This window comes from Peribacillus sp. FW305-BF15 (genome assembly GCF_058783805.1).
Window position 1 is genome coordinate 81,993 of the sequence record NZ_JBYSYV010000008.1, and the last position, 20,413, is coordinate 102,405.

The 20,413-nt window shown below is 41.2% G+C and carries 23 protein-coding genes and 1 pseudogene; all 24 read right to left on the reverse strand.

From position 1 onward, the window contains the following. Nucleotides 1-9: 9 nt before the first annotated feature. On the reverse strand, nt 10-876 hold the full coding sequence (locus AC3WLU_RS10300) for a MinD/ParA family protein (RefSeq protein ID WP_492597228.1): 867 nt from the start codon (nt 874-876) through the stop codon (nt 10-12). Next, complete coding sequence (gene flhF / locus AC3WLU_RS10305; protein WP_492597229.1) at nt 860-2,017, reverse strand: flagellar biosynthesis GTPase FlhF; 1,158 nt, start codon at nt 2,015-2,017, stop codon at nt 860-862. Before flhF ends, AC3WLU_RS10300 begins: the two co-directional genes overlap by 17 nt. Continuing rightward, nucleotides 2,014-4,050, reverse strand: coding sequence for a flagellar biosynthesis protein FlhA (flhA, locus tag AC3WLU_RS10310; RefSeq protein WP_492597230.1), 2,037 nt, complete (start codon nt 4,048-4,050; stop codon nt 2,014-2,016). The genes flhF and flhA overlap by 4 nt, the downstream gene beginning before the upstream one ends. Nucleotides 4,051-4,091: 41 nt before the next feature. After that, on the reverse strand, nt 4,092-5,168 hold the full coding sequence (flhB, locus tag AC3WLU_RS10315; RefSeq protein WP_413009000.1) for a flagellar biosynthesis protein FlhB: 1,077 nt from the start codon (nt 5,166-5,168) through the stop codon (nt 4,092-4,094). A 7-nt stretch (nt 5,169-5,175) separates the two neighbouring features. Next, complete coding sequence (gene fliR, locus AC3WLU_RS10320) at nt 5,176-5,952, reverse strand: flagellar biosynthetic protein FliR (RefSeq protein ID WP_492597231.1); 777 nt, start codon at nt 5,950-5,952, stop codon at nt 5,176-5,178. 3 nt (nt 5,953-5,955) lie between these two features. Continuing rightward, nucleotides 5,956-6,225, reverse strand: a complete 270-nt coding sequence (gene fliQ, locus AC3WLU_RS10325) for a flagellar biosynthesis protein FliQ (protein ID WP_492597232.1) — start codon at nt 6,223-6,225, stop codon at nt 5,956-5,958. A 14-nt stretch (nt 6,226-6,239) separates the two neighbouring features. Continuing rightward, on the reverse strand, nt 6,240-6,905 hold the full coding sequence (gene fliP / locus AC3WLU_RS10330; RefSeq protein WP_492597233.1) for a flagellar type III secretion system pore protein FliP: 666 nt from the start codon (nt 6,903-6,905) through the stop codon (nt 6,240-6,242). Further along, nucleotides 6,902-7,561: a flagellar biosynthetic protein FliO gene (locus tag AC3WLU_RS10335; protein ID WP_440438619.1), complete on the reverse strand. Its 660-nt coding sequence runs from the start codon at nt 7,559-7,561 to the stop codon at nt 6,902-6,904. Before AC3WLU_RS10335 ends, fliP begins: the two co-directional genes overlap by 4 nt. Before the next feature lie 15 nt (nt 7,562-7,576). Then, entirely contained in the window at nt 7,577-7,939 is a 363-nt protein-coding gene (gene cheY / locus AC3WLU_RS10340; protein ID WP_413000468.1) for a chemotaxis protein CheY, read from the reverse strand. A gap of 17 nt (nt 7,940-7,956) precedes the next feature. Then, nucleotides 7,957-9,174: a flagellar motor switch phosphatase FliY gene (gene fliY / locus AC3WLU_RS10345; RefSeq protein WP_492597234.1), complete on the reverse strand. Its 1,218-nt coding sequence runs from the start codon at nt 9,172-9,174 to the stop codon at nt 7,957-7,959. After that, nucleotides 9,164-10,162 (reverse strand): flagellar motor switch protein FliM, encoded by a 999-nt coding sequence (gene fliM / locus AC3WLU_RS10350; protein WP_413008803.1) that lies wholly within the window; start codon nt 10,160-10,162, stop codon nt 9,164-9,166. Before fliM ends, fliY begins: the two co-directional genes overlap by 11 nt. A 52-nt stretch (nt 10,163-10,214) precedes the next feature. Continuing rightward, a complete protein-coding gene (gene fliL, locus AC3WLU_RS10355; RefSeq protein WP_492597235.1) occupies nt 10,215-10,643 on the reverse strand; it encodes a flagellar basal body-associated protein FliL in 429 nt (142 codons plus the stop codon). Then, nucleotides 10,640-10,876 (reverse strand): flagellar FlbD family protein, encoded by a 237-nt coding sequence (locus AC3WLU_RS10360; RefSeq protein WP_413000473.1) that lies wholly within the window; start codon nt 10,874-10,876, stop codon nt 10,640-10,642. The genes fliL and AC3WLU_RS10360 overlap by 4 nt, the downstream gene beginning before the upstream one ends. A gap of 26 nt (nt 10,877-10,902) precedes the next feature. After that, nucleotides 10,903-12,168, reverse strand: coding sequence for a flagellar hook protein FlgE (locus AC3WLU_RS10365; RefSeq protein ID WP_492597236.1), 1,266 nt, complete (start codon nt 12,166-12,168; stop codon nt 10,903-10,905). Nucleotides 12,169-12,240: 72 nt separating this feature from the next. Continuing rightward, nucleotides 12,241-12,477 (reverse strand): annotated as a pseudogene (locus AC3WLU_RS10370) (TIGR02530 family flagellar biosynthesis protein); the annotation flags it as partial. 162 nt (nt 12,478-12,639) lie between these two features. Further along, nucleotides 12,640-13,275, reverse strand: a complete 636-nt coding sequence (flgD, locus tag AC3WLU_RS10375; protein WP_283930302.1) for a flagellar hook assembly protein FlgD — start codon at nt 13,273-13,275, stop codon at nt 12,640-12,642. Nucleotides 13,276-13,283: 8 nt separating this feature from the next. Next, entirely contained in the window at nt 13,284-14,579 is a 1,296-nt protein-coding gene (locus AC3WLU_RS10380; protein WP_492597237.1) for a flagellar hook-length control protein FliK, read from the reverse strand. 25 nt (nt 14,580-14,604) lie between these two features. Next, nucleotides 14,605-14,769, reverse strand: coding sequence for a magnesium transporter MgtE N-terminal domain-containing protein (locus AC3WLU_RS10385; RefSeq protein WP_492597238.1), 165 nt, complete (start codon nt 14,767-14,769; stop codon nt 14,605-14,607). Continuing rightward, complete coding sequence (locus AC3WLU_RS10390) at nt 14,730-15,209, reverse strand: MotE family protein (protein ID WP_492597239.1); 480 nt, start codon at nt 15,207-15,209, stop codon at nt 14,730-14,732. The genes AC3WLU_RS10385 and AC3WLU_RS10390 overlap by 40 nt, the downstream gene beginning before the upstream one ends. Before the next feature lie 4 nt (nt 15,210-15,213). Then, on the reverse strand, nt 15,214-15,663 hold the full coding sequence (gene fliJ, locus AC3WLU_RS10395) for a flagellar export protein FliJ (protein ID WP_413000485.1): 450 nt from the start codon (nt 15,661-15,663) through the stop codon (nt 15,214-15,216). Further along, entirely contained in the window at nt 15,663-16,982 is a 1,320-nt protein-coding gene (gene fliI / locus AC3WLU_RS10400; RefSeq protein ID WP_492597240.1) for a flagellar protein export ATPase FliI, read from the reverse strand. The genes fliJ and fliI overlap by 1 nt, the downstream gene beginning before the upstream one ends. A gap of 2 nt (nt 16,983-16,984) precedes the next feature. Continuing rightward, nucleotides 16,985-17,749, reverse strand: a complete 765-nt coding sequence (gene fliH, locus AC3WLU_RS10405; RefSeq protein WP_413021471.1) for a flagellar assembly protein FliH — start codon at nt 17,747-17,749, stop codon at nt 16,985-16,987. After that, nucleotides 17,742-18,761: a flagellar motor switch protein FliG gene (gene fliG, locus AC3WLU_RS10410; protein ID WP_262869229.1), complete on the reverse strand. Its 1,020-nt coding sequence runs from the start codon at nt 18,759-18,761 to the stop codon at nt 17,742-17,744. Before fliG ends, fliH begins: the two co-directional genes overlap by 8 nt. Nucleotides 18,762-18,773: 12 nt before the next feature. Beyond that, entirely contained in the window at nt 18,774-20,372 is a 1,599-nt protein-coding gene (gene fliF, locus AC3WLU_RS10415; RefSeq protein ID WP_492597241.1) for a flagellar basal-body MS-ring/collar protein FliF, read from the reverse strand. Nucleotides 20,373-20,413: the final 41 nt, after the last annotated feature.

Here is a 20,413-nt window from a genome sequence, read left to right on the forward strand (position 1 = left end):
GAAGGAGACCTACTTTCCCAAAAAATATCTCTTCATATTTTGGAGGAAACGGCTTTTTTGCAAAGTCAATTCTTCCCCAAATGAATGATTTGCATATCTCGAAGCAATGTCCATGATCGCTTTGGATACATCAGCTTCAGAATCGAAAAGGAGAAAGGGCATTTGTTTGGCAACAGATTTGGGTACGATTCTATCATCTGGCAAGTAACCTAGTGCTACAGCTTCAGAACCTAAAAATTTCACTAGCGCATTTTGTAGCCGGTTAATCGTTTCTTTGCCGTCCTTACTCGAGAAAACACGATTGCAAACTAGTAAGAATGGAATTTCTTTGTTTACTGAATGAATATATTTCATTGCGGAATATGCATCCATGATGGAAGTAGGTTCAGGCGTCGTGATAACGACCATTTCATCCACACATAACAGGAATTTCACGGAATCCTCGGTGATGCCTGCACCCATATCAAATAAGATAAAATCGTAATTTGCCAGCAATAAACTGAATTCTGCATTAAAGCGGGTATACTTATCTTCATCAAGTGAAAAGAGATTCGTCATCCCTGTTCCGCCTGTAATGATTGAAATATTTCCCGGTCCTGACATGATGATATCCTTCAACCTACATTCTTTTTCAAAAAAATCAATAATACTGCAGGGCGAGTGTTCCCCGATCAAAATATCAATATTCCCCATACCGATATCCATGTCGAACAACAGTACCTTTTTCCCTCTTTGGGATAAAGCAATCGAAAAATTCAAAGAAAAGTTTGATTTTCCCACTCCACCTTTACCGCTTAAAACGGCGATTGTTTTGGCCATTGATTGATTTTGGCGGGCTTCCAATCTTCTTCGTAAATTCTCAGCTTGATCTTTCATATTTTTTAGCCCCAAAAACCATTTTCATTAGCTGTGATGATGTAGCTATTTCAATATCGTCCGGTACATTCTGTCCATCTGTTATATAGGCAGCACCTAATTTATGAGTGTGTATAAAATTGAATACAGGCCCGAAAGTGGAAGTTTCGTCCGCTTTTGTAAAAATGACCTGTTTAAGCGGTATGGAAGCAAACTGTCGATAAATATCTTCCATATCCTTCTGTTTAGAAGTCAATGACAGCACTAAATAGGTTTCCATCTCATCTGTAAAATGGATGATTTCATTAAGATCCTTAACATATTGCGCGTTACGGAAATTCCTTCCGGCCGTATCAATAAAAACAAAATCATAATGGGAGAAGCGTTCAGCCGCCCTTTTGAAGTCTTCCAGATTATAAGCCACTTCTATGGGAACGTTTAAGATCTTGGCATATGTCTTAAGTTGATCTATTGCAGCAATCCTGTACGTATCCATCGTAATGAAAGCCACCTTTTTATCATGCTTCAACATGGTTTCTGCAGCCACTTTTGCCAGGGTCGTCGTCTTTCCCACACCTGTCGGGCCAACAAAATTAATATACTTTTTTTGCAGGCCGGTTTTTCCATTATCGACCTTTTCCAAAATCCCGAACATGGCTTCTTCCAACCAAACTTGAACCTCTTCATCAGTGGATAGCTGTTTAAAAACGAACCATTTTTCAAGAAGTTCATCCATGATTTTGGACCGAAGTGAACGATCCACTTCCTGCTCGGTTAGGTATTCATGCATTTTCTGCAGTTTCCCCGGATATTTTCGATCAGGTGAATGGACTTGCAAGCTCTTTATCATATCTTTCAAACCTTCGATTTCTTTTAATAAGTCAGCACTTTCCCTATTGCCTTCATTAGGTTCAAGATCATGACTTGCCATTTCCAGCTTTGATGGCAACTTCTTCGATTTTTGTTTGGTTATGGTTTGGATAGACTGGGGCATGGGGTCCACGGCTGCAATGACTTCAATATTCCTCTTCTTGAATAACCCTAAGAAGCCACCAGTATATACAGCCTTTGAACTTAAGATTACCGCATCACTGCCTAGTTCCTCCCTTATTCGCTTCATTGCCTCGTTCATTGTAGGTGCCAAATATTTCTTTACCTTCAATCGAAATTCACCACCCCTACACTTTGTACTTCTACATTCGATTCGAGTTCATTGTATGAAAGAATCGGTACATTAGGAAAATAACGTTCAGTTAATTGCCGGGCATACATCCTTACTGCCGGAGAGCAGAGTAAGATCGGTTGATGATCCATTAGGGTCAGCTCGTCCAATTTGGCTGCAATGGCCTCCAATATGGATTGCGATAGAGTTGGATCCAATGATAAAAAATTACCATGTTCGGTTTGCTGTACAGCATCCGCGATGGTCTTCTCCACTTTCCCCGATAATGTTATGACTTTAATTCTATTTTCTTCCGTAATAAAAGAATTCGTTATTTGTCTGGCTAAATTCTGCCTTACATACTCAGTAAGCAAATCTGTGTCAGTCGATAACTTGCCATAATCAGCAAGTGTTTCGAAAATGATCGGTAAGTTCCTTATTGAAACTTTTTCCTTCAATAATTTTGCCAATACCTTTTGTACATCTCCTATAGACAAAGGATTCGGAGTGACTTCCCCCACCAGTATAGGTGCCGATTCGTGAAGATGATCGATCAATTGTTTCGTTTCCTGCCTGCCCAATAATTCCTGCGCATTGGCCTTTATGACTTCCGTCAAATGAGTGGATACAACGCTTGGCGGGTCCACAACTGTATAACCCAATAACTCGGCGTGTTCTTTCATGTCATCCGTGATCCACTTGGCCGGTAAACCGAAAGACGGTTCTATCGTATCGATTCCTTCTATTGAATCATCCTCCATCCCTGGACTCATGGCCAAGAAATGATTAAGGAGCAATTCCCCCTTTGCCATGACGCTTCCTTTAATCTTCAGCCGATACTCATTGGGATTCAACTGAATGTTATCACGTATTCTGACAACTGGGATCACGAGCCCCAATTCAATCGCAAGCTGCCTGCGGATCATGACGACCCGTTCCAGCAGGTCTCCCCCTTGATTGGCATCCGCAAGCGGAATCAATCCATATCCAAACTCAAATTCGATCGGGTCTACACTTAAAAGGTTAACGACGCTTTCTGGACTTTTCATTTCATCGGTTTCCAACACTTCTTCCATTTCTAGTATTTCACTTTCGTCCTGCTTTGGAATCCTTGAAATCGTATACCCTCCAACGACTAATAAAGCAGCAATCGGAATGGTGAATAAGTCAGAAATGGGAGTGAATAACCCTAAAAGGAATATGGTTGCTGCTGTTAGGTAAAGCATTTTGGGAAATTGAAATAACTGTTCAACAATATCCGCTCCGAGGTTTCCATTCGAGGCAGCCCGGGTTACAACTATTCCCGTAGCTGTAGAAATCAATAAAGCAGGGACCTGACTCACGATACCGTCACCAACCGATAACATGGAAAAATGGACGGCTGCCTCTCCAAAGCTCATGTCCAATTGCATGACGCCAATGATCATACCGAAAATCAAGTTAATGATGACAATGATGATGCCCGCTATGGCGTCCCCTTTTACAAACTTACTCGCTCCATCCATGGATCCATAAAAGTCCGCTTCGTTACTGATTTTTTCCCTTCTGGCACGTGCTTCGTTTTCGGAAATCATCCCCGCATTTAAATCTGCATCGATGGCCATCTGTTTCCCTGGCATCGCATCCAGCGTAAACCTTGCCGCCACCTCCGAGACCCGTTCGGAACCTTTTGTGATGACGATGAAATTGATGATGACCAAAATGATGAATACAACTAATCCTACAAGCACGTTACCGCCGACTACAAATGACCCAAAGGTTTCTACAACTCCCCCAGCATCACCATAGGTCAAAATGGCACGAGTCGTGGAAACATTCAACCCTAGCCTGAACAACGTCAGTAAAAGGAGCAGGGAAGGAAAGATTGAAAATTCGAGAGGTTCTTTCATATTCATCGTAGTCAATAGAACCAGCAACGCAAGAGAGATATTTAATAGGAGTAAAATACTTAACAACCACGTTGGCAATGGAATGACCAACATGGCAACGATCATGATGACGCTCGATATAACAACTAAATCTCTTGCTCGCATGTTTTTTTCTCTCCTAACTAGCGGGTTACCCTATTACTTCTTTACAGTTTACCTTTGGTTTTATATACAAAGGCCAGTATTTCAGCGACCGCCTTAAAGAACTCTTCGGGTATCGCCTGACCTAATTCAGCTTGATCATATAAAGACCTGGCCAAAGGCCGATTTTCCACCATGATCACATCATTTTCTTTAGCAATGAATTTAATTTTCTGCGCAACAAAATCAACGCCCTTTGCCACTACATACGGAGCCTCAGCTTTTTCTTCATCATATTTTAAAGCAATGGCAAAATGCGTCGGGTTGGTGATGACGACATCCGCATTGGGAATTTCCTGCATCATTCTTTGAGCGGCCATCTGCCTCTGCTTTTGCTTTATCTTGGATTTGATGAGCGGGTCCCCTTCGGAATTTTTATACTCATCCTTAATATCCTGTTTGGACATCCGGATGTTTTTTTCAAAGTCATATTTTTGATACAAATAGTCTAATAGAGCAATGAACAATAAAGCCACGGCGGCATAAAATCCTACCTTTATCGTAATATCCGCCAATGTTGCCATTGCTTCTTCCACAGAAATCTGTGATAAGATCATAATCTCATCCATGCGCTGCCATAGTACATAAAAGGCAACAAAACCAACAAATGCTATTTTAAGAATGGATTTCAATAATTCAACAATGGCCCTCATTGAAAAAATACGCTTGAATCCTTTAATGGGATCCAATTTTTCAAGTTTGAACTGAATGGATTCAGTCGAAAACAAAAATCCGACTTGCATGACATTAGCCAATATCCCAGCCACTAACGCTGCTGCGAAAACGGGTCCCAGGATAAGGCCCATCTCCTTTAAAACCTCGATCATGATAATTTGCATATTTTCCTCGTTGAATCCATTCAAGGTAAAATGTTGCAGATATTCTTTCATGAGACCGAGCAGATGATTATACATGTACGGTCCCATAAGCAATAATACTGAAAACACTGCAAGTAAATTCACAGAGGTATTTACATCCTGACTCTTTGCCACCTGACCTTTTTTCTTCGAATCCTGACGTTTTTTGGGAGTCGCCTTTTCGGTCTTCTCACCTGCGAAAAACTGCAAATCCAACTGAAACATCCCCACATCAAACGCCTCCAATCAACTGCATTAGATGACGCATGGCCAAAAGCAAGAAATTGAAGAGTCGGGTGACAACTGTCAGCATCATCCCCATTACCAGTATGATAACCGCTAAGCCGGCAATGATTTTCACTGGAATTCCGACAACGAACACATTTAATTGAGGGACTGTCCTGGCAAGGATCCCCAGCGTGACATCCACTAGGAAAATACTTCCCACTACAGGTATGGACATTTGAAAAGCAATCATGAAAGCTTTGCTGAAAGCTTTGGCCAAATATTCTATCAGTGCATGATCTCCGAATGGTACAAATAATTGGTCAATCGGGATGAACTGATAACTATAAAAAATTCCATCCAAAAGCAAATGATGACCGTTAGTGCTCAATAGGAATAATAAAGCGACCGTATAAAGGTATTGTCCCATCAACGGGCTTTGTACCCCCGTTTGGGGGTCGATGACATTCGCTATTGAAAAACCCATTTGGAAATCAATCAATCCGCCAGCGACTTGAACGGCCGACAAAATCAAATACGCTGCAAACCCAATGAAAAGGCCAACAAGCGCTTCCTTCATGATCAATAAATAAAACGTCACATCCAATTCCAGAACCGGAGCATCGATGGTGTAATACATGATCCAGGCAAGGAAGATTCCAAGCCCGACCCGATGTTGCACCGGTATTGAACGGTACGAAAAAATCGGCATGGCCACGAAAAACGTAGTGACCCGGACTACAATTAATAAAAAGGCGGGAAAGTGCGGAAATAATTCCTCCATGCCCTACCCTACAAATCGATTCAGATTGCCGAAAATTTCATTTGCATATGATAATAGGTGGCTCAGCATCCATGGAGCCAATAAAATGAGTCCCAATAAGACTGCGACGATTTTCGGAACAAATGCCAAGGTTTGTTCCTGAATCTGTGTAGTCGCCTGAAAGATGCTTACTACTAGTCCTACAATAAGAGCGATTACCATCAATGGGCCAGCAATTATCAATACCATATAAATTCCTTTTTCTGCTATATTAATAACAAAATCTGCACTCATTTTTTCTCACCTGCTTAAAAACTCTGTAATAAAGACTTCACCACTAAATACCATCCATCAACAAGAATGAAAAGGAGGATTTTAAATGGCAGGGAAATCATGACTGGCGGCAACATCATCATCCCCATCGACATCAGAACACTTGCAACGACCATATCAATAACCAAAAAGGGAATGAAAATCATGAAGCCAATTTGAAAAGCTGTTTTGATTTCACTGATTGCAAAAGCAGGTACAAAGGCAGTCAAGGGAATGTCCTGTATCGTTTCAGGCTTATCCACCTTGGCATAATCCAAAAATAACGCCAGATCCTTTTGCCTTGTATGGGCACTCATGAATTCCTTGAATGGTATCGAGGCATGTACATATGCCTCTTCTAAATCTATCTCTTCATTAAATAATGGGGTTAATGCCTTTTCATTCACTTCCTGAAAAGTCGGTGCCATTATGAAAAATGTCATGAAAAGTGCCAAGCCGACCAACACCTGATTCGGCGGCATCTGCTGTGTAGCTAGCGATGTTCTCACAAAGCTCAGGACAATGATGATTCTTGTAAAACAGGTCATCAAGATCAATATGCTTGGAGTCAGCGATAAGACAGTCATCAGAAGAACAAGTTTGACGGAAGTAGAGACATTAGTGGGATCACTGTTATTAAAAAACTCCATGAACTCATTCATTCATTGTCTCTTCCTTTCCTATCAAGCTCCTTTATTAGCTTTTTCCTGCTATCAGACATTTGATCAAGTTGATTTTTGAACTCTGCAGAGAAACTAGCGGTTTCGGAACCGCTTTTCTTCAACCACTTATTTTTCAACTTCATTGCAAGTTCCCCAGGTTGGATCATTTGATCGATCTTATCGTTGTGATCTTTCAAAAGCTGTTCATATTCCTCGGGATCATCTATTTCTTTCAAAAGCTGAATATTTTCGCCGACCCCGATCACCAATATTCGACCGCCGACCTTAACAAGCTGAACAGAACGGTTTGCACCAAGACCCGTACCGCCTAAATTCTCCACTGAATTTGCCTTTTGATACGATTTACTTTTTTTATTAATGAACTTTAATAGGCTATATAGAAGGGCCACTACAAAAATAGTAGCAAATATCATCCTCAGAAACTCCCAAACGGTTATCCCCACTTTCTCAGGATTCGTTGCCTGTTTGGTAGATTTCGAGTCTATTGATTCACCTTTATCCACCTTTAAATCACCTGGCTGTTCATAAACATCCTTCACTGTTTTTTCAAGATCTTCCGCATGGGCCTGTATGGCCCCAGAGAAGACTACTGCTATCATCAGTGAGAACCGAAGCCATTTTTTAATTAATACCAATATGTAGACACCTTCTTAACTTAATGCTTTATTTATGGCTTCCAAAACACGGTCTGCCTGGAATGGCTTCACGATAAAGTCTTTTGCACCCGCCTGGATCGCATCGATGACCATGGCTTGCTGCCCCATCGCTGAACACATGATGACCTTAGCTTGAGGATTTATCTTTTTAATTTCCTTTAACGCTGTAATACCATCCATTTCGGGCATGGTAATATCCATCGTTACAAGATCCGGATCGGTTTCTTTATATTTATCCACTGCTTGGGCGCCATCTGCTGCTTCCCCGACTATTTCAAAACCATTTTTAGAAAGGATATCCTTTATCATCATTCTCATAAATGCTGCATCGTCCACAATTAAAATTTTATTAGCCATTATTTTCGTCCCCCAAATTATTTTATTTTATTTAATCGTTCACTTTGGCTCATGATATCGGTAACACGCACTCCAAAGTTTTCATCGATCACCACTACCTCACCCTTTGCTATCAAGCGGCTGTTTACCAGGATATCCACTGGCTCTCCTGCTAATTTATCCAATTCGATGATCGATCCGGAGGAAAGCTCCAAAATATCCTTTACGGAGCGTTTCGTTCTTCCAAGTTCCACAGTCACTTGCAAGGGGATATCCATCAGCATGCTGAGATTTTTCGTTTCTGGCTCCTGAAGCTGATAAGGCTGGAAACTAGTGAAACTGGCAGGCTGAACATTCACCGGCTGTCCTGTTGGTACGGATGAAACTCCAAAATGTTGTGGTACATTCGGTATTTGGTTCATGGGTTGAGTTTGATGACCGCCTTGTCCATAAGTTTCATTTACCGATCGATCAGTCCGGTTATCCTGGAATGGTGCAGGCTCCTGAGTCGGAATGTTCATTTCTGGATCACTCTGTGCTTTTTGCGTATTCATATCGGCAGGTTGGCTTTCGCCCGTCCCATTTAATAATTCAGAAACCAACCCTTTAGCAAACTCTAACGGCAACAATTGCATAATGCTGGAGTCAATTAAGTTACCGACACGGAGGCGGAACGAGATTTTTGCAAATAAATCCTCGTCAGGTATCGCATTTTCACCAACACCATTTAAAAAGTTAAGTAAATCTACGCTAGGTGGTGAAATATCCACTTTTTTACTGAAAATGGTCGACATGGATGTCGCAGCAGAACCCATCATTTGGTTCATGGCTTCCTGGACAGCACTCAATTGAATTTCCCCAAGCAGGTCAGAAGGATTCCCCCCATCTCCGCCAAGCATCAAATCTGCAATGATAGCTGCATCGCTCTGCTTGATTACCAGCATATTTATACCTGAAAAACCTTCTGTATATTGCACTTGAATCGCTACGTATGGATGCGGGAATTCTTCCGCAATCTGTCCCCTTTCAATTAAAGTAACCATCGGGGTGGTGATATCCACTTTCTGATTCAACAACGTGGATAGGGCAGTGGCCGAACTTCCGAAGGAGATATTACCAATTTCACCGAGGGTGTCGAGTTCCATCATTGATAAATAATCGTCAATCGAAAGAGGGAACACCTCATCCTCTATATCACCTGTACCTTTTAAAAGGGCATCTATCTCGTCTTGTGAAAGCATTCCATCACTTACCATCTTCGTCTCCCCCTTTCAAAATATCAAGAATCTGGATAGCATGTTTTTTTCCTACTTTTCCTGGCTGCCCGCTGTATTTTGGGATTCCTCCAATGGTAATCGTCAAAGGTTCATTGATCGACTTATTTAAATCGATGACATCGCCAACATCAAGCAGCAAAAAGTCCTCGATGGTGATGTCAGTGGAACCAAGTTCAGATATAATGGGAAGATCTGCGTTTCGGATACGCTTTTCCAAAATCATGATTTCCTCCGGGATTTTTTCCTTTTGGGAATTTTCCATCCAATAATGAGCGGACAACTTTGGTATGATTGGTTCCAATACGACGTGAGGAATGCAAACATTAATCATTCCGCTCGTTTCGCCGATTTGTGTATTCAAGGAAATGACCACAACTGTATCGTTAGGCGAAACCAGTTGCAGGAATTGTGGATTCACCTCGAACTCAGTCATCACCGGTTCGATTTCAACAATCGTTCCCCAAGCCTCCTGTAAATTTCCAAAAGCCTTCTCGAATAAATTCGACATGATTTTCGTTTCTATTTCCGTTAAACTATCCACCTTATTCACGCTTATGCCCCGCCCGCCCAAAACGCGATCCATCATGGAATAGGCGATATTCGGGTTGACCTCAAGAATGATTCGGCCATCCAAGGGCGGTACCTCAAAAACATTCATGATGGTCATTTTCGGAATCGATCGGATAAATTCTTCGTATGGTATTTGATCTGCAGAAGCAACGGATATTTGGACATATGTTCTGAGCTGAGCAGAAAAGTATGTGGTCAGCAGCCTGGCAAAGTTCTCGTGTATCCTAGTCAAACTCCGGATTTGATCCTTTGAAAACCGAAGCGCCCTTTTAAAGTCGTATACTTTCACTCTTTTTTCTACTTCTTCTTTTTTTAAATCATCTGCATCCATTTCCCCTGTGGAAATGGCCGATAACAAAGCATCGATTTCATTTTGCGATAATATTTCCCCGGACATTAACACTCACCTCCAAAGCTTCCCCTTCTTATTTAATGAAGCAAGGATGTTCTCATTGCAGAATCGAGGAAGTTATATAAACCTTTTCAACCTTTCCTTCTTCCATTAATTCATTCATTCTAGTCTTTAAAGCTTCCTGAAGCTCTTCCTTGCCTTTTTTACCGGTTAAATCTTCCGCTTTCATTTCGGATAGTTCGGTAATGATGATATTCTTCACTTGAAAATTTCTTTTTTCCAACTCTTCTTTTGCTTTTTTATTTTCTGTTTGGACCATAAATGAGATTTTAATATAATCATTGCCGGCAAGATTCGTAGTAATTTCAGGAACCTCCACTGATGATTGCACAATTTCGTCAATGCTAGGTTTATCTTTGGCAGATGTGGGATCAGATAACTTTGTAACGACCACGACCGCTATGACACCAACAAGCGTTATAGCCACGAGTATAATCAACATAATAGTCAATAAGTTTTTTTTCATGAACTTACCTCCACATCCTTACGAAAACCGAGAACATTAACGGTCCGATAAAATTGTATGATAGCTTCAACCAGTTCCTCTTCCTTCTCTAGCACAACGATTTTCTTACCATTTGTAAAAGTAATCGTCGTATCTGGCAATGACTCTACTGTATCTATGTACAATGCATTTATATGAACGCATTTTCCATTGAGCCTTCTGACTTTGATAATGATATTTAGGAGCCAGAGCAAAAGACCTGGCTCCTCCCTCCCTTAACCTATCGTTTTAAATTAACTAATTCCTGTAAAATTTCATCCGACGTCGTAATGATCCTGGAATTCGACTGGAAACCACGTTGAGCAACGATCATTTCAGTAAATTCTTCAGATAAATCCACATTGGACATTTCCAATGAACCTGATGCAATCACACCGCGCCCCTCACCTGCGATATTGATGTTTGCAGTACCTGAATTGATTGATTCCTGAAAAGTATTACCACCCGTTTTCGTCAAGCCTGATGCATTGGAAAACTTGGCAACGGCCAGTTGGCCTAAGGTTGTGATAAGTCCATTGGAATAAACGCCATTTATTTCCCCTGATGAACCAATATTAAAACTTTCCAGTTTACCTTCTTTATTACCATCCGGATTGACAAGAGCAGTAGTGGAACCTTTAACTTGAGTGAGGTTCGAGAAATCAAAATCCAAATTAACTTTTTGAACGCTTTCATCAACTGCTGTATCCGAGTCATCCTCATTGCCGCTTGAAATGTTAATGGTTTGACCTGCCTGGGTTTTATCCGCTGTCACAATCTGACCATTAGCATCGAAATTCACTGAAGTGAACGGCTTTGGTTTAGTTGCTGAGGTATCCCCCAAAGCAGCAGGTTCTTCATCAAAAAGCTCCCATTTATCATCACCGTTTTTTTGGAAATAGATAGTTGCCGTTTGTTCTTTTCCCTTTTCATCCACAACTTTCATCTGCTGGCTAAATACGGTACCATCAATTGCCTCAGAAGCTAGATTTCCACTTACTGATATTTTAGTAGTGGTGATGGCAGGTAAAATCGCATTGACGTTAACAGCAACGTCGCCAATCGTTTTTGATCGTTTCCCGTTTTCATCAATCTTGTATGCCTGTACTTTCAAACCATTCGCGTTTACAAGCGTACCATTATCATCCAGATAAAAGTTACCTGCACGTGTATATGAAAGAGAATCACCTTGCTTGACGACAAAATAGCCATCACCGGATATCCCTAAATCAAGATCGCGGCCGGTGGTTTGCAGGCTTGACTGTGTATGGATCGTATCGATTGTAGCAATCGTGGAGCCCAATCCAATTTGTTTGGAATTGGTTCCGCCTTTATTGGCTGTTGCTGCGCTTGCACCAGATACCGTTTGGTTCATCGCATCACTGAATGTCACACGGCTTTTTTTGAAGCCATATGTATTGACATTTGCAACGTTATTACCGATAACATCCAATTTTGTCTGTAAGTTTTTCAATCCGCTTATTCCCGAATACATTGAACGAAGCATGTAAAAGCTCCCCTTTCATATAACGACTGCTTCCGTCATTCCGCAGTCCAGGCTTCCTTTTCCAGGTCCAGCCTATTTATCTATAATTATGGTTCCATTGATTTTCGTGAAAATTTGTGATGTTGCTTCATCTCTGTCCATGACCGTGAAGGCCTTGTTGTTTTCCGTGCTTACTATGAGTGCCGCATTAGCTGTAATGAAAAGAGCTTCGGTTACACCCATCTTTTTGGCCCAATTGGCTTTATGGGCTATTTTGTCCCAAGTTTGCGGTGCTATATTTATATTCCTTTGACTCATCCGTAATTGAGCATGTTTACTAACGGTCTAATTTTCATTTGTGGAGACAGCAGCTTGAAAATGCTGTCGAAAGCCTTGTGGGATCATTTGCCCTTTGCCTAAACTGTAATTTGGTTTGTGACATCGCTTGAGCGGAATCTGCTTGAAAACCAAGTTTATTCATATCCCTGCCCCTTAAGCTTCAGCGATTTTTATCAATTGCTCTGATGATAACTTGGTTTTGTTTTCATCATCCACTTCAATTTGCAGCTTGCCATTACTCATGGATACCGAGATTACGACAGCGGACGACTCTCCACTTTTTTCGTCCATCCAGGAAACGCGCTTGCCTATTAATTCACTTGCCGCCGTCAGGCTATTTGCCGTGGAACTTGTTTGTTTCATTGCCGAAATATTTGCGGGTTCAAGCTTTGTGCCATCTTCTAAAAGAAAATAAACACCATCCCCCTTATATTGGATGGATTTAACGATGCCTGTCCCTTCTTCTATCGCAAGGTCTTCATCGCCTTCATCCAATTTGTGCCAAGTTACTTCCTTTCCTACAAAAGAGTTATAGTTCATTAAACTATTTTGTTGATTGATCCCAATTATTTCTTCCAATTGGGCTCCCATATTCATCATCTGTTCCAGAGAAGAAAAAGTTGCCATTTGGGCAATGAATTCCGTATTATCCATCGGACTTGAAGGATCTTGGTTTTGAAGCTGGGTAAGCAACAATTTCAAGAAATCATCTTTTCCCAATGCATCCCCGGCTTTTCTGTTTTCAGTTTGAGATTTTGGTAATAATAGCGACGTATCGATGGTCGTCATTTTTTCACCTACACTTCCAGATTCAACAGAGCATCGGCAAGGGATCCCATAAACTCGCTTTCCGTCTCATCATTGTTTTCTTCCTTACTCTCCTGTTGTTCATTATGTTCTTCCGCATCTTTCTGGCTGAATTTCTCAGAGTTAAAAGCATTGAAGGCCTGTGATATTTCAATTTGAATGTTTTGTCCGCTAAAGGCTTGTTTTAAACCATGAATCTGATTCTCCAGCATATCTTTGACCTGGGCAGTAGTAGCCAGAATCTTGGCTGACAGCATACCATCCTTTTGAATCAACTCGATTCTTAGGGACCCTAAATGTTCAGGATTCAATCTGATCAACAGTTTATTTACACCGTTAGTTCCGCTAAAGTTAGCCTTACTTAAAATATTTTCAAATTGCTTAACAAACTCTTCTTGACTGACGGTTTGCTCACCTTTTGGAGCTGCCAAGACGAATTGTTCCAGCTTTGTCATGAGAAAAGGCATACCAGGCCCTTGATGTTTACCGCTATCCGTACTTTGCAAAGTCACACCGCTGCCCATTGTCCCGTCCTTATTTACCTTGTCACTCCCGGATAATTGCGAGAATGCGCTTTTCAATGTTTCTATGGCTTTAGTTTGCCCTTTCTCCAACGTGTTAAAAGATCGGTGAATTTCTGATTTAGACTGATTGGACAGCCATTTCTCATGCTTTCCCGTTATCCCTTCAAGCAGGCGTTTCATTTGTTTCTGGATGGCTGCTTCATCTTGTGTCATATCCTTATTCTCCGAGAGAAGTGCTTGAATTTTCACCAGTTTCAAAAGATTCACTACACCAGATAAGGGAAGTTCTTGCCATTCTTCTTCGCTCAATGCAGTAACTTTATTCAGGATTGTATACAGGTCCATGCCATTGGCAGATAACAAACTTTGTGAATTCAGGCTGAAGTCATCCACTTCTTGTTCTATATCCAGTTCCTCGATGCTCGCTAAGAAATCAGCAAGGGCATCCTCATCATTTCCCGCTACATTTGTTAGGAGCTGGAAAATATGGTTGTTGTCTAGTTGGTTTACTGCAGGGGCAACCGCTGCACTCTCTTCCCCTGTATCACTCAACCTTTCAAGTTTCAAAAAAACAAGCAATTCCTTTATTACAGATATTCGTCCTTCAGTGATGCCTGCCATATCCGATGGAATGGGGGGTTCTGTCCCCATGGCTGATTGAAGGACGGAACCAAACCCCGAATTAGTTTGCTGATTTGCCTTAATTGGTACCTTTTGATTCAATGATGCCAAAGGAAGTAAAGAATTAATAGCTGAATTCATCTATTCACCTCCTCACTCTTTCCCCTTAAGAACTTTGTTCCGTTAGTTTCTTCGTTAATCTTGCAGCATCAGCTGTTGTCATTTGCTCCAAAACCTTAGCTAAAGTGGCTGCTTTCATACTTGAGAGAATTTCCACTGCATCTTCATCATTCATTTCTGTAATGATAGGTGCAGCTCTCTTGGGAGCCATCCATAAGTACGGATTATATCTTTGAACGCTTGTTTACTATTATTCTGACTATCCTTAAGTTGATTCATTTCTGTTTGAAGCTGCTGTTTTTCCGCTTCTGCCTTCGCAATGGCCTTGTCACGTGTATCAATGATGCCCTCAAGCTTTTCTATCTCTTTTTCCTTATTTTCAATCTCGGTTACTAATTTTTCGAGCTTCATGGAAACTTTCTCATCATTCTTCGCTCGTTTATCATTCTCTTCAGCCTTTTGATCCGATTCAATGAAGGGTATTTGCGCCGACATTTCCTTTGCCTTTTCCACTACATTTCCCCCTGCAACTGTATAAACGATCAACGCTACAGTTACCGTAAAGATTAATGGAATGAAGATGACAAGAAACCATTGAAACTTGCTTATCTTGTTTTCTTCCAATTCATTAGATTCACTTTTTTTACGCATTCCATCACCTTACGCCTTTGCTTAAGTATTGCCGGATAGATATTTCATCCATTTCTTTGTTCTCAGCTTCCTTCATGACATCGAGAAATTCAAGAAAATCATGCTCTTTCATTTTCTCGTACTTTTTAACCTCGATATTTCTTTCCATTAATATATCCCGTTGAGTATTCATCTTGTATCGCGCTTCAATGACTTCCTGTTGACAGAGGCTTAAGAGTTTTTCCAAATTGCCCATAAATAACTGATGATGACGAATATCCTGAACGGATAATCCATTTCGCAGCTTCTCCTGTTGAAACTCAAGCAACTCTTCTTTTTTCTTTAAAAGCGTATATAATTTTTCTGCCACTTCTTCAAATTTTTTTAAAGCAGCATTATATTTAGCTAGTGCATCGGTTTTTTCTTTTTCTTTGATGGACAGGATCTTCTCGAATTTATATTGATAAATCATCATTAATCACCTTTCTCCATCAATTCGACAAGGGCGTTGATACTATTATCTTTAGAAGCTTTTTCATGGGTTCCTTGCTTTAAAAATGAAATGATGTCCGGATAGCGTGAAATAGAATGATCAATTTGTTTGGAAGAACCCTTCTTATAAGCTCCTATATTTATCAAATCTTCCGACTCCATATAGGTTGATAAACTTGTCCGCAATTTTTCTGCAGCGTTTTTATGCTTTTCACCAACAATATTGTTCATGACACGACTAATGCTCTTTAATACATTAAGCGCTGGAAACTGTCCTTTATTGGCCAAGTTACGGTCCAGTATGAAGTGACCATCCAAAATCCCCCTGACAGCATCAGCAATCGGTTCATTCATATCATCACCGTCGACGAGAACTGTATAAAAAGCTGTAATGGTACCCAGCTGATTTGTTCCCGTTCTTTCGAGTAACCTTGGAAGGATGGCAAAAACGGATGGCGTATACCCCTTGGTCGTCGGCGGTTCACCAATGGCAAGCCCAATTTCCCTTTGGGCCATCGCAACCCTTGTGACCGAATCCATCATCAGCATCACATTCAATCCCTTATCACGAAAATATTCAGCGATGGCAGTTGCCGTCAAAGCACCCTTTATCCTCATCAACGCCGGCTGGTCAGATGTCGCCACTACAACGATTGATCGTGCCAGCCCTTCTGGTCCAAGATCTTTCTCAATGAACTCCCGAACTTCACGGCCTCGTTCTCCAATAAGACCGATTATATTTAAGTCCGCCGTCGTATTCCTTGCCACCATTCCAAGCAACGTGCTTTTCCCGACACCGCTCCCTGCAAAGATACCAACTCGCTGTCCTTTTCCAACTGTTAATAAACTATCAATCACTCGAACTCCTACATCTATCGGCTCATTAATGGGAGGTCGTTTCATCGGATTCGGCGGATCTTGATCCACAGAAATTGTCGCGAGACCTTTTGGAAGCTTGGAGTCATCTATAGGATGTCCCAATGGGTCGACTACTTTGCCAATTAGCCCACTTCCCACCTTTATCTCAAGGCTCCGTCCGCTCCCTTCCACTATACAACCCGGTGCAATATCATTAACTCCTGTAAACGGCATTAAAATAACCATTTCATCACGGAAGCCGACAACTTCGGCCAAGATTCGATTTTTCTTTTTTTGTATACCTGTATAGATATAACAAACATCGCCTACAGTGCTTTCAGGGCCTTGAGATTCTATCATTAACCCCACGACACGTTTGACCCGTCCATAATGTTTGAAAGGATCAACCTCATCAACTAAGGCCAATAGGTCTCTAGTTTTCATCACTACTCCCCTTCCAGCAATTCAGTTAGTTTCACTTTAATTTCCTGCAGCTGACTGTCGACACTGGCATCCATCCTTCCGTTTTCGGATTCGATGATACAGCTGCTTTCTTCAAGCTCATCATCCGGAAAGATGTACAACTCGGTATCTTTCGGAAAGATTGCCATCAATTCATCTTTATGAGAAAGAATCGATTGATATTGGATCGGATGGATATGCAATTGCACTTCACGGTTATCCCTCACCTCTTTGATGGCTCTTTTGACTATCGATAAAAAAGACACTTCATCTTTTTCAAGCTGTTGCCCGATAATTTTCTCTGCCACTTTCAGGGCAAGATTCAAAATAACCGTTTCAGATGATTCAATGTGGTGCCGATAATCTTTTTTAGAAGACTCTACCACTTCCTTAGCGAAGGCAATTTCCGCTGCAATCTCGTTATACCCGTTTTGAATACCATCTTCTACTCCCTGCCGATACCCTTCTTTTTGAGCTTGTTCGATAAACATTGCTTTCTCTTGATTCTCCCATTGTTCTCGGTCTTGCTGGATTTCAGCAGCAATCGCTTGGGCTTTTTGTTTAGCTTCGAGCAATAAAGTTTCCGCTTCCTGTTTAGCATCATTGAGAAATTCATCAGATTGAAGATAATGAAAGTTTTTCCGCTCATCTGCATCATCATTTTGAAGAAAATCGAAAGGTCGAACTTTTATTGCAATCTTTTTGTTTTTATCCTGATTAGCCTGCTGGTATTTGATAATCCTAGACAATGATATCATCCCCTCCGCCGCGGGCTATCACAATATCACCAGTTTCTTCCAGTTTCCGAATGACGGAAACAATTCTTGATTGTGCTTCTTCCACATCACGCAAACGTACCGGTCCCATAAATTCCATCTCTTCCTGGAACGTTTCAACCATGCGTTTTGACATGTTACGGAAGACGATTTCCTTCACTTCATCACTAGCCACTTTAAGAGAAAGTTTAAGGTCTTCGTTATCAGATTCCCTGACTACTCGCTGAATCGCCCTGCCATCAAGGGTCACGATATCTTCAAAAACAAACATTCGTTTCTTGATTTCCTCAGCAAGCTCCGGATCTTGGATTTCAAGTGCATCCAAGATCGTTCTTTCCGTTGAGCGGTCAACACCATTCAACACATCTACAACAGCTTCAACTCCACCAGTCTGTGTATAATCTTGGGTAACGGTCGCAGAAAGTTTCCTTTCGAGTATTTGCTCCACTTCATTGATGATTTCCGGAGAAGTGCTATCCATTAATGCAATCCTTCTTGCAATATCGGCCTGCACCTCTTGCGGAAGTTCAGACAATATTTGTCCAGCCTGTGTGGGATCAAGGTAAGAAAGGATTAATGCAATGGTCTGCGGATGCTCGTTCTGGATGAAATTCAAGATTTGTCCAGGATCTGCCTTTCGTGCAAAGTCGAATGGACGAACCTGTAAGGATGATGTTAAACGGTTAATGATGGCGGTCGCCTGATCAGTGCCTAATGCCTTTTCCAGTACCTGCTTCGCATATCCTATCCCGCCCTGTGAGATGTAATCCTGTGCCAAAGCAATATTATGGAATTCTTCCAGGATTTCTTCTTTATCACGGGAGTCCACTTTCCTCACTCCAGAGATTTCAAGGGTCAATCTCTCAATTTCCTCTTCAGTAAGATGCTTATATACGGATGCAGAAACATCCGGTCCTAAAGAAATAAGGAGGATGGCAGCTTTCTGTTTGCCAGTCAATCCGGCCTTTTTTTTTCTTTCTGTCACTTTCCAAGCCTCCTAGTCTTCCGCTATCCAGCTTCTTAATAATTTTGCAAATTCATCCGGCTTTTCTTTTGCAAGTTTCTCCAATTGTTTTCTTTTTAAGGATGCTTCCGTTTCCTTCTCTTTGTTCAAATCCGGAACTTCGAATACGACCTCTTCCTCATCAACTACGTACTCCTCTTCCATTTCAGCTTGTTTTCGGGAACGGAGGAATAAGATTAATAGAATGATAATGGCAAGTATTAGCACTCCGCCGACGATGTACGCCCATATTGGTAACGAAGGATTCGTTTCATCTTTTTGCACCTTCATTTTTCCGTTAAACGGCTGAACGGAAATCGCAATTTTATTATTAAGCTCCTCGTCCGTCAGTTCTTCCCCTTCAGCCTTTTTCTCGATTGTCGTGCGTATTATCGTACCTAGGATTTGTGTAATATCATCCACACTCTGTTGAGATAAAGAATTCGGATCGTCAGCTGTAGGCGGTTCGACCATAACTTGAATACCTAAATCTTTAACTTTATATGGGCTTTCGACTATTTCTTTCTTGATTCGGTTCACTTCACTATTTATCGTTTCATCCACTTTTTCATAATCACCGGAACCTTTTGTGCCTTCAGTATATTGGGTTCCCAATGAATCTGAGGAATCCTCACTTTGCGGAACGCCTCCTGCACTTGCCGCGTCCCCACTATACGATTCATTGATTCTTTGCGCAGAAATCTCAATCCCGGCCATATTTTCATCATCGACCGGTTCAACTAAATTCTCTTCCCGATTCTCTTGGGTGAAATCGATGTCTGTCGTGACTGAAACTACGACTTTGTCTCTTCCCATTATCGTTCCAAGCATATTTTGTACCTGTCTTTGAATATCGCGTTCTATCTCTTTTTTTATTTCGTTTTGGGAAGCAAATGCGGACGCAAAAGAAGGGTTTTGTTTTTCAAGATCGAAGTACTCAAACTCTTGGTTCATAATGACGATATTATCTGTAGGGAGTTTCGGAACACTTTTTGAGACAAGATGGTAAAGGGAATTGATTTGACTTTCCTCAAATTTATAACCGGGTTTCGTATTCAATACAATGGATGCTGACGCTTCCCCAGCTGAATCACTGACAAAAACTCCTTCATCAGGAAGAGTGATCATGACACTGGCATCTTCCACTCCATCAATCTTTTTTATTAAATTGGCCAATTCCGTTTGCATCGAGTCCAATTTAATGACATTGAATTCATTTTCAGTCATGCCGATACCGGCACTCTGACTAAAAAAGGAATAGTCGATGCTGCCCGATTCCGGAATTCCTTCTGCTGCCAGTTCCACTTTAAGTGAATCCAGTCTTTCTTCAGGAACTTTTATGGTCGTTCCATTTTCAGAAACTTCATTCATAATCCCTTGACTGTCTAGATTTTCTTTAATGCTCCCCGTTTCCGATGGAGTTAAGTTGGAGTATAAGGGCACCAGCGTCGTACGCGTGGTTAAAATTGAAACCGCCGTGATGATGATGATAATTAATGTCGCTGAACCAACCATCATGATTTTTTGGTTCTTACTGCGGCTCGTCCAGTAAGCAGTTATTTTGTTTTTAAAATTCACTAGTACTTCATTCATTTAAATCCCCCGGTCAGTCTATGAATTTATGATTGGGGGAT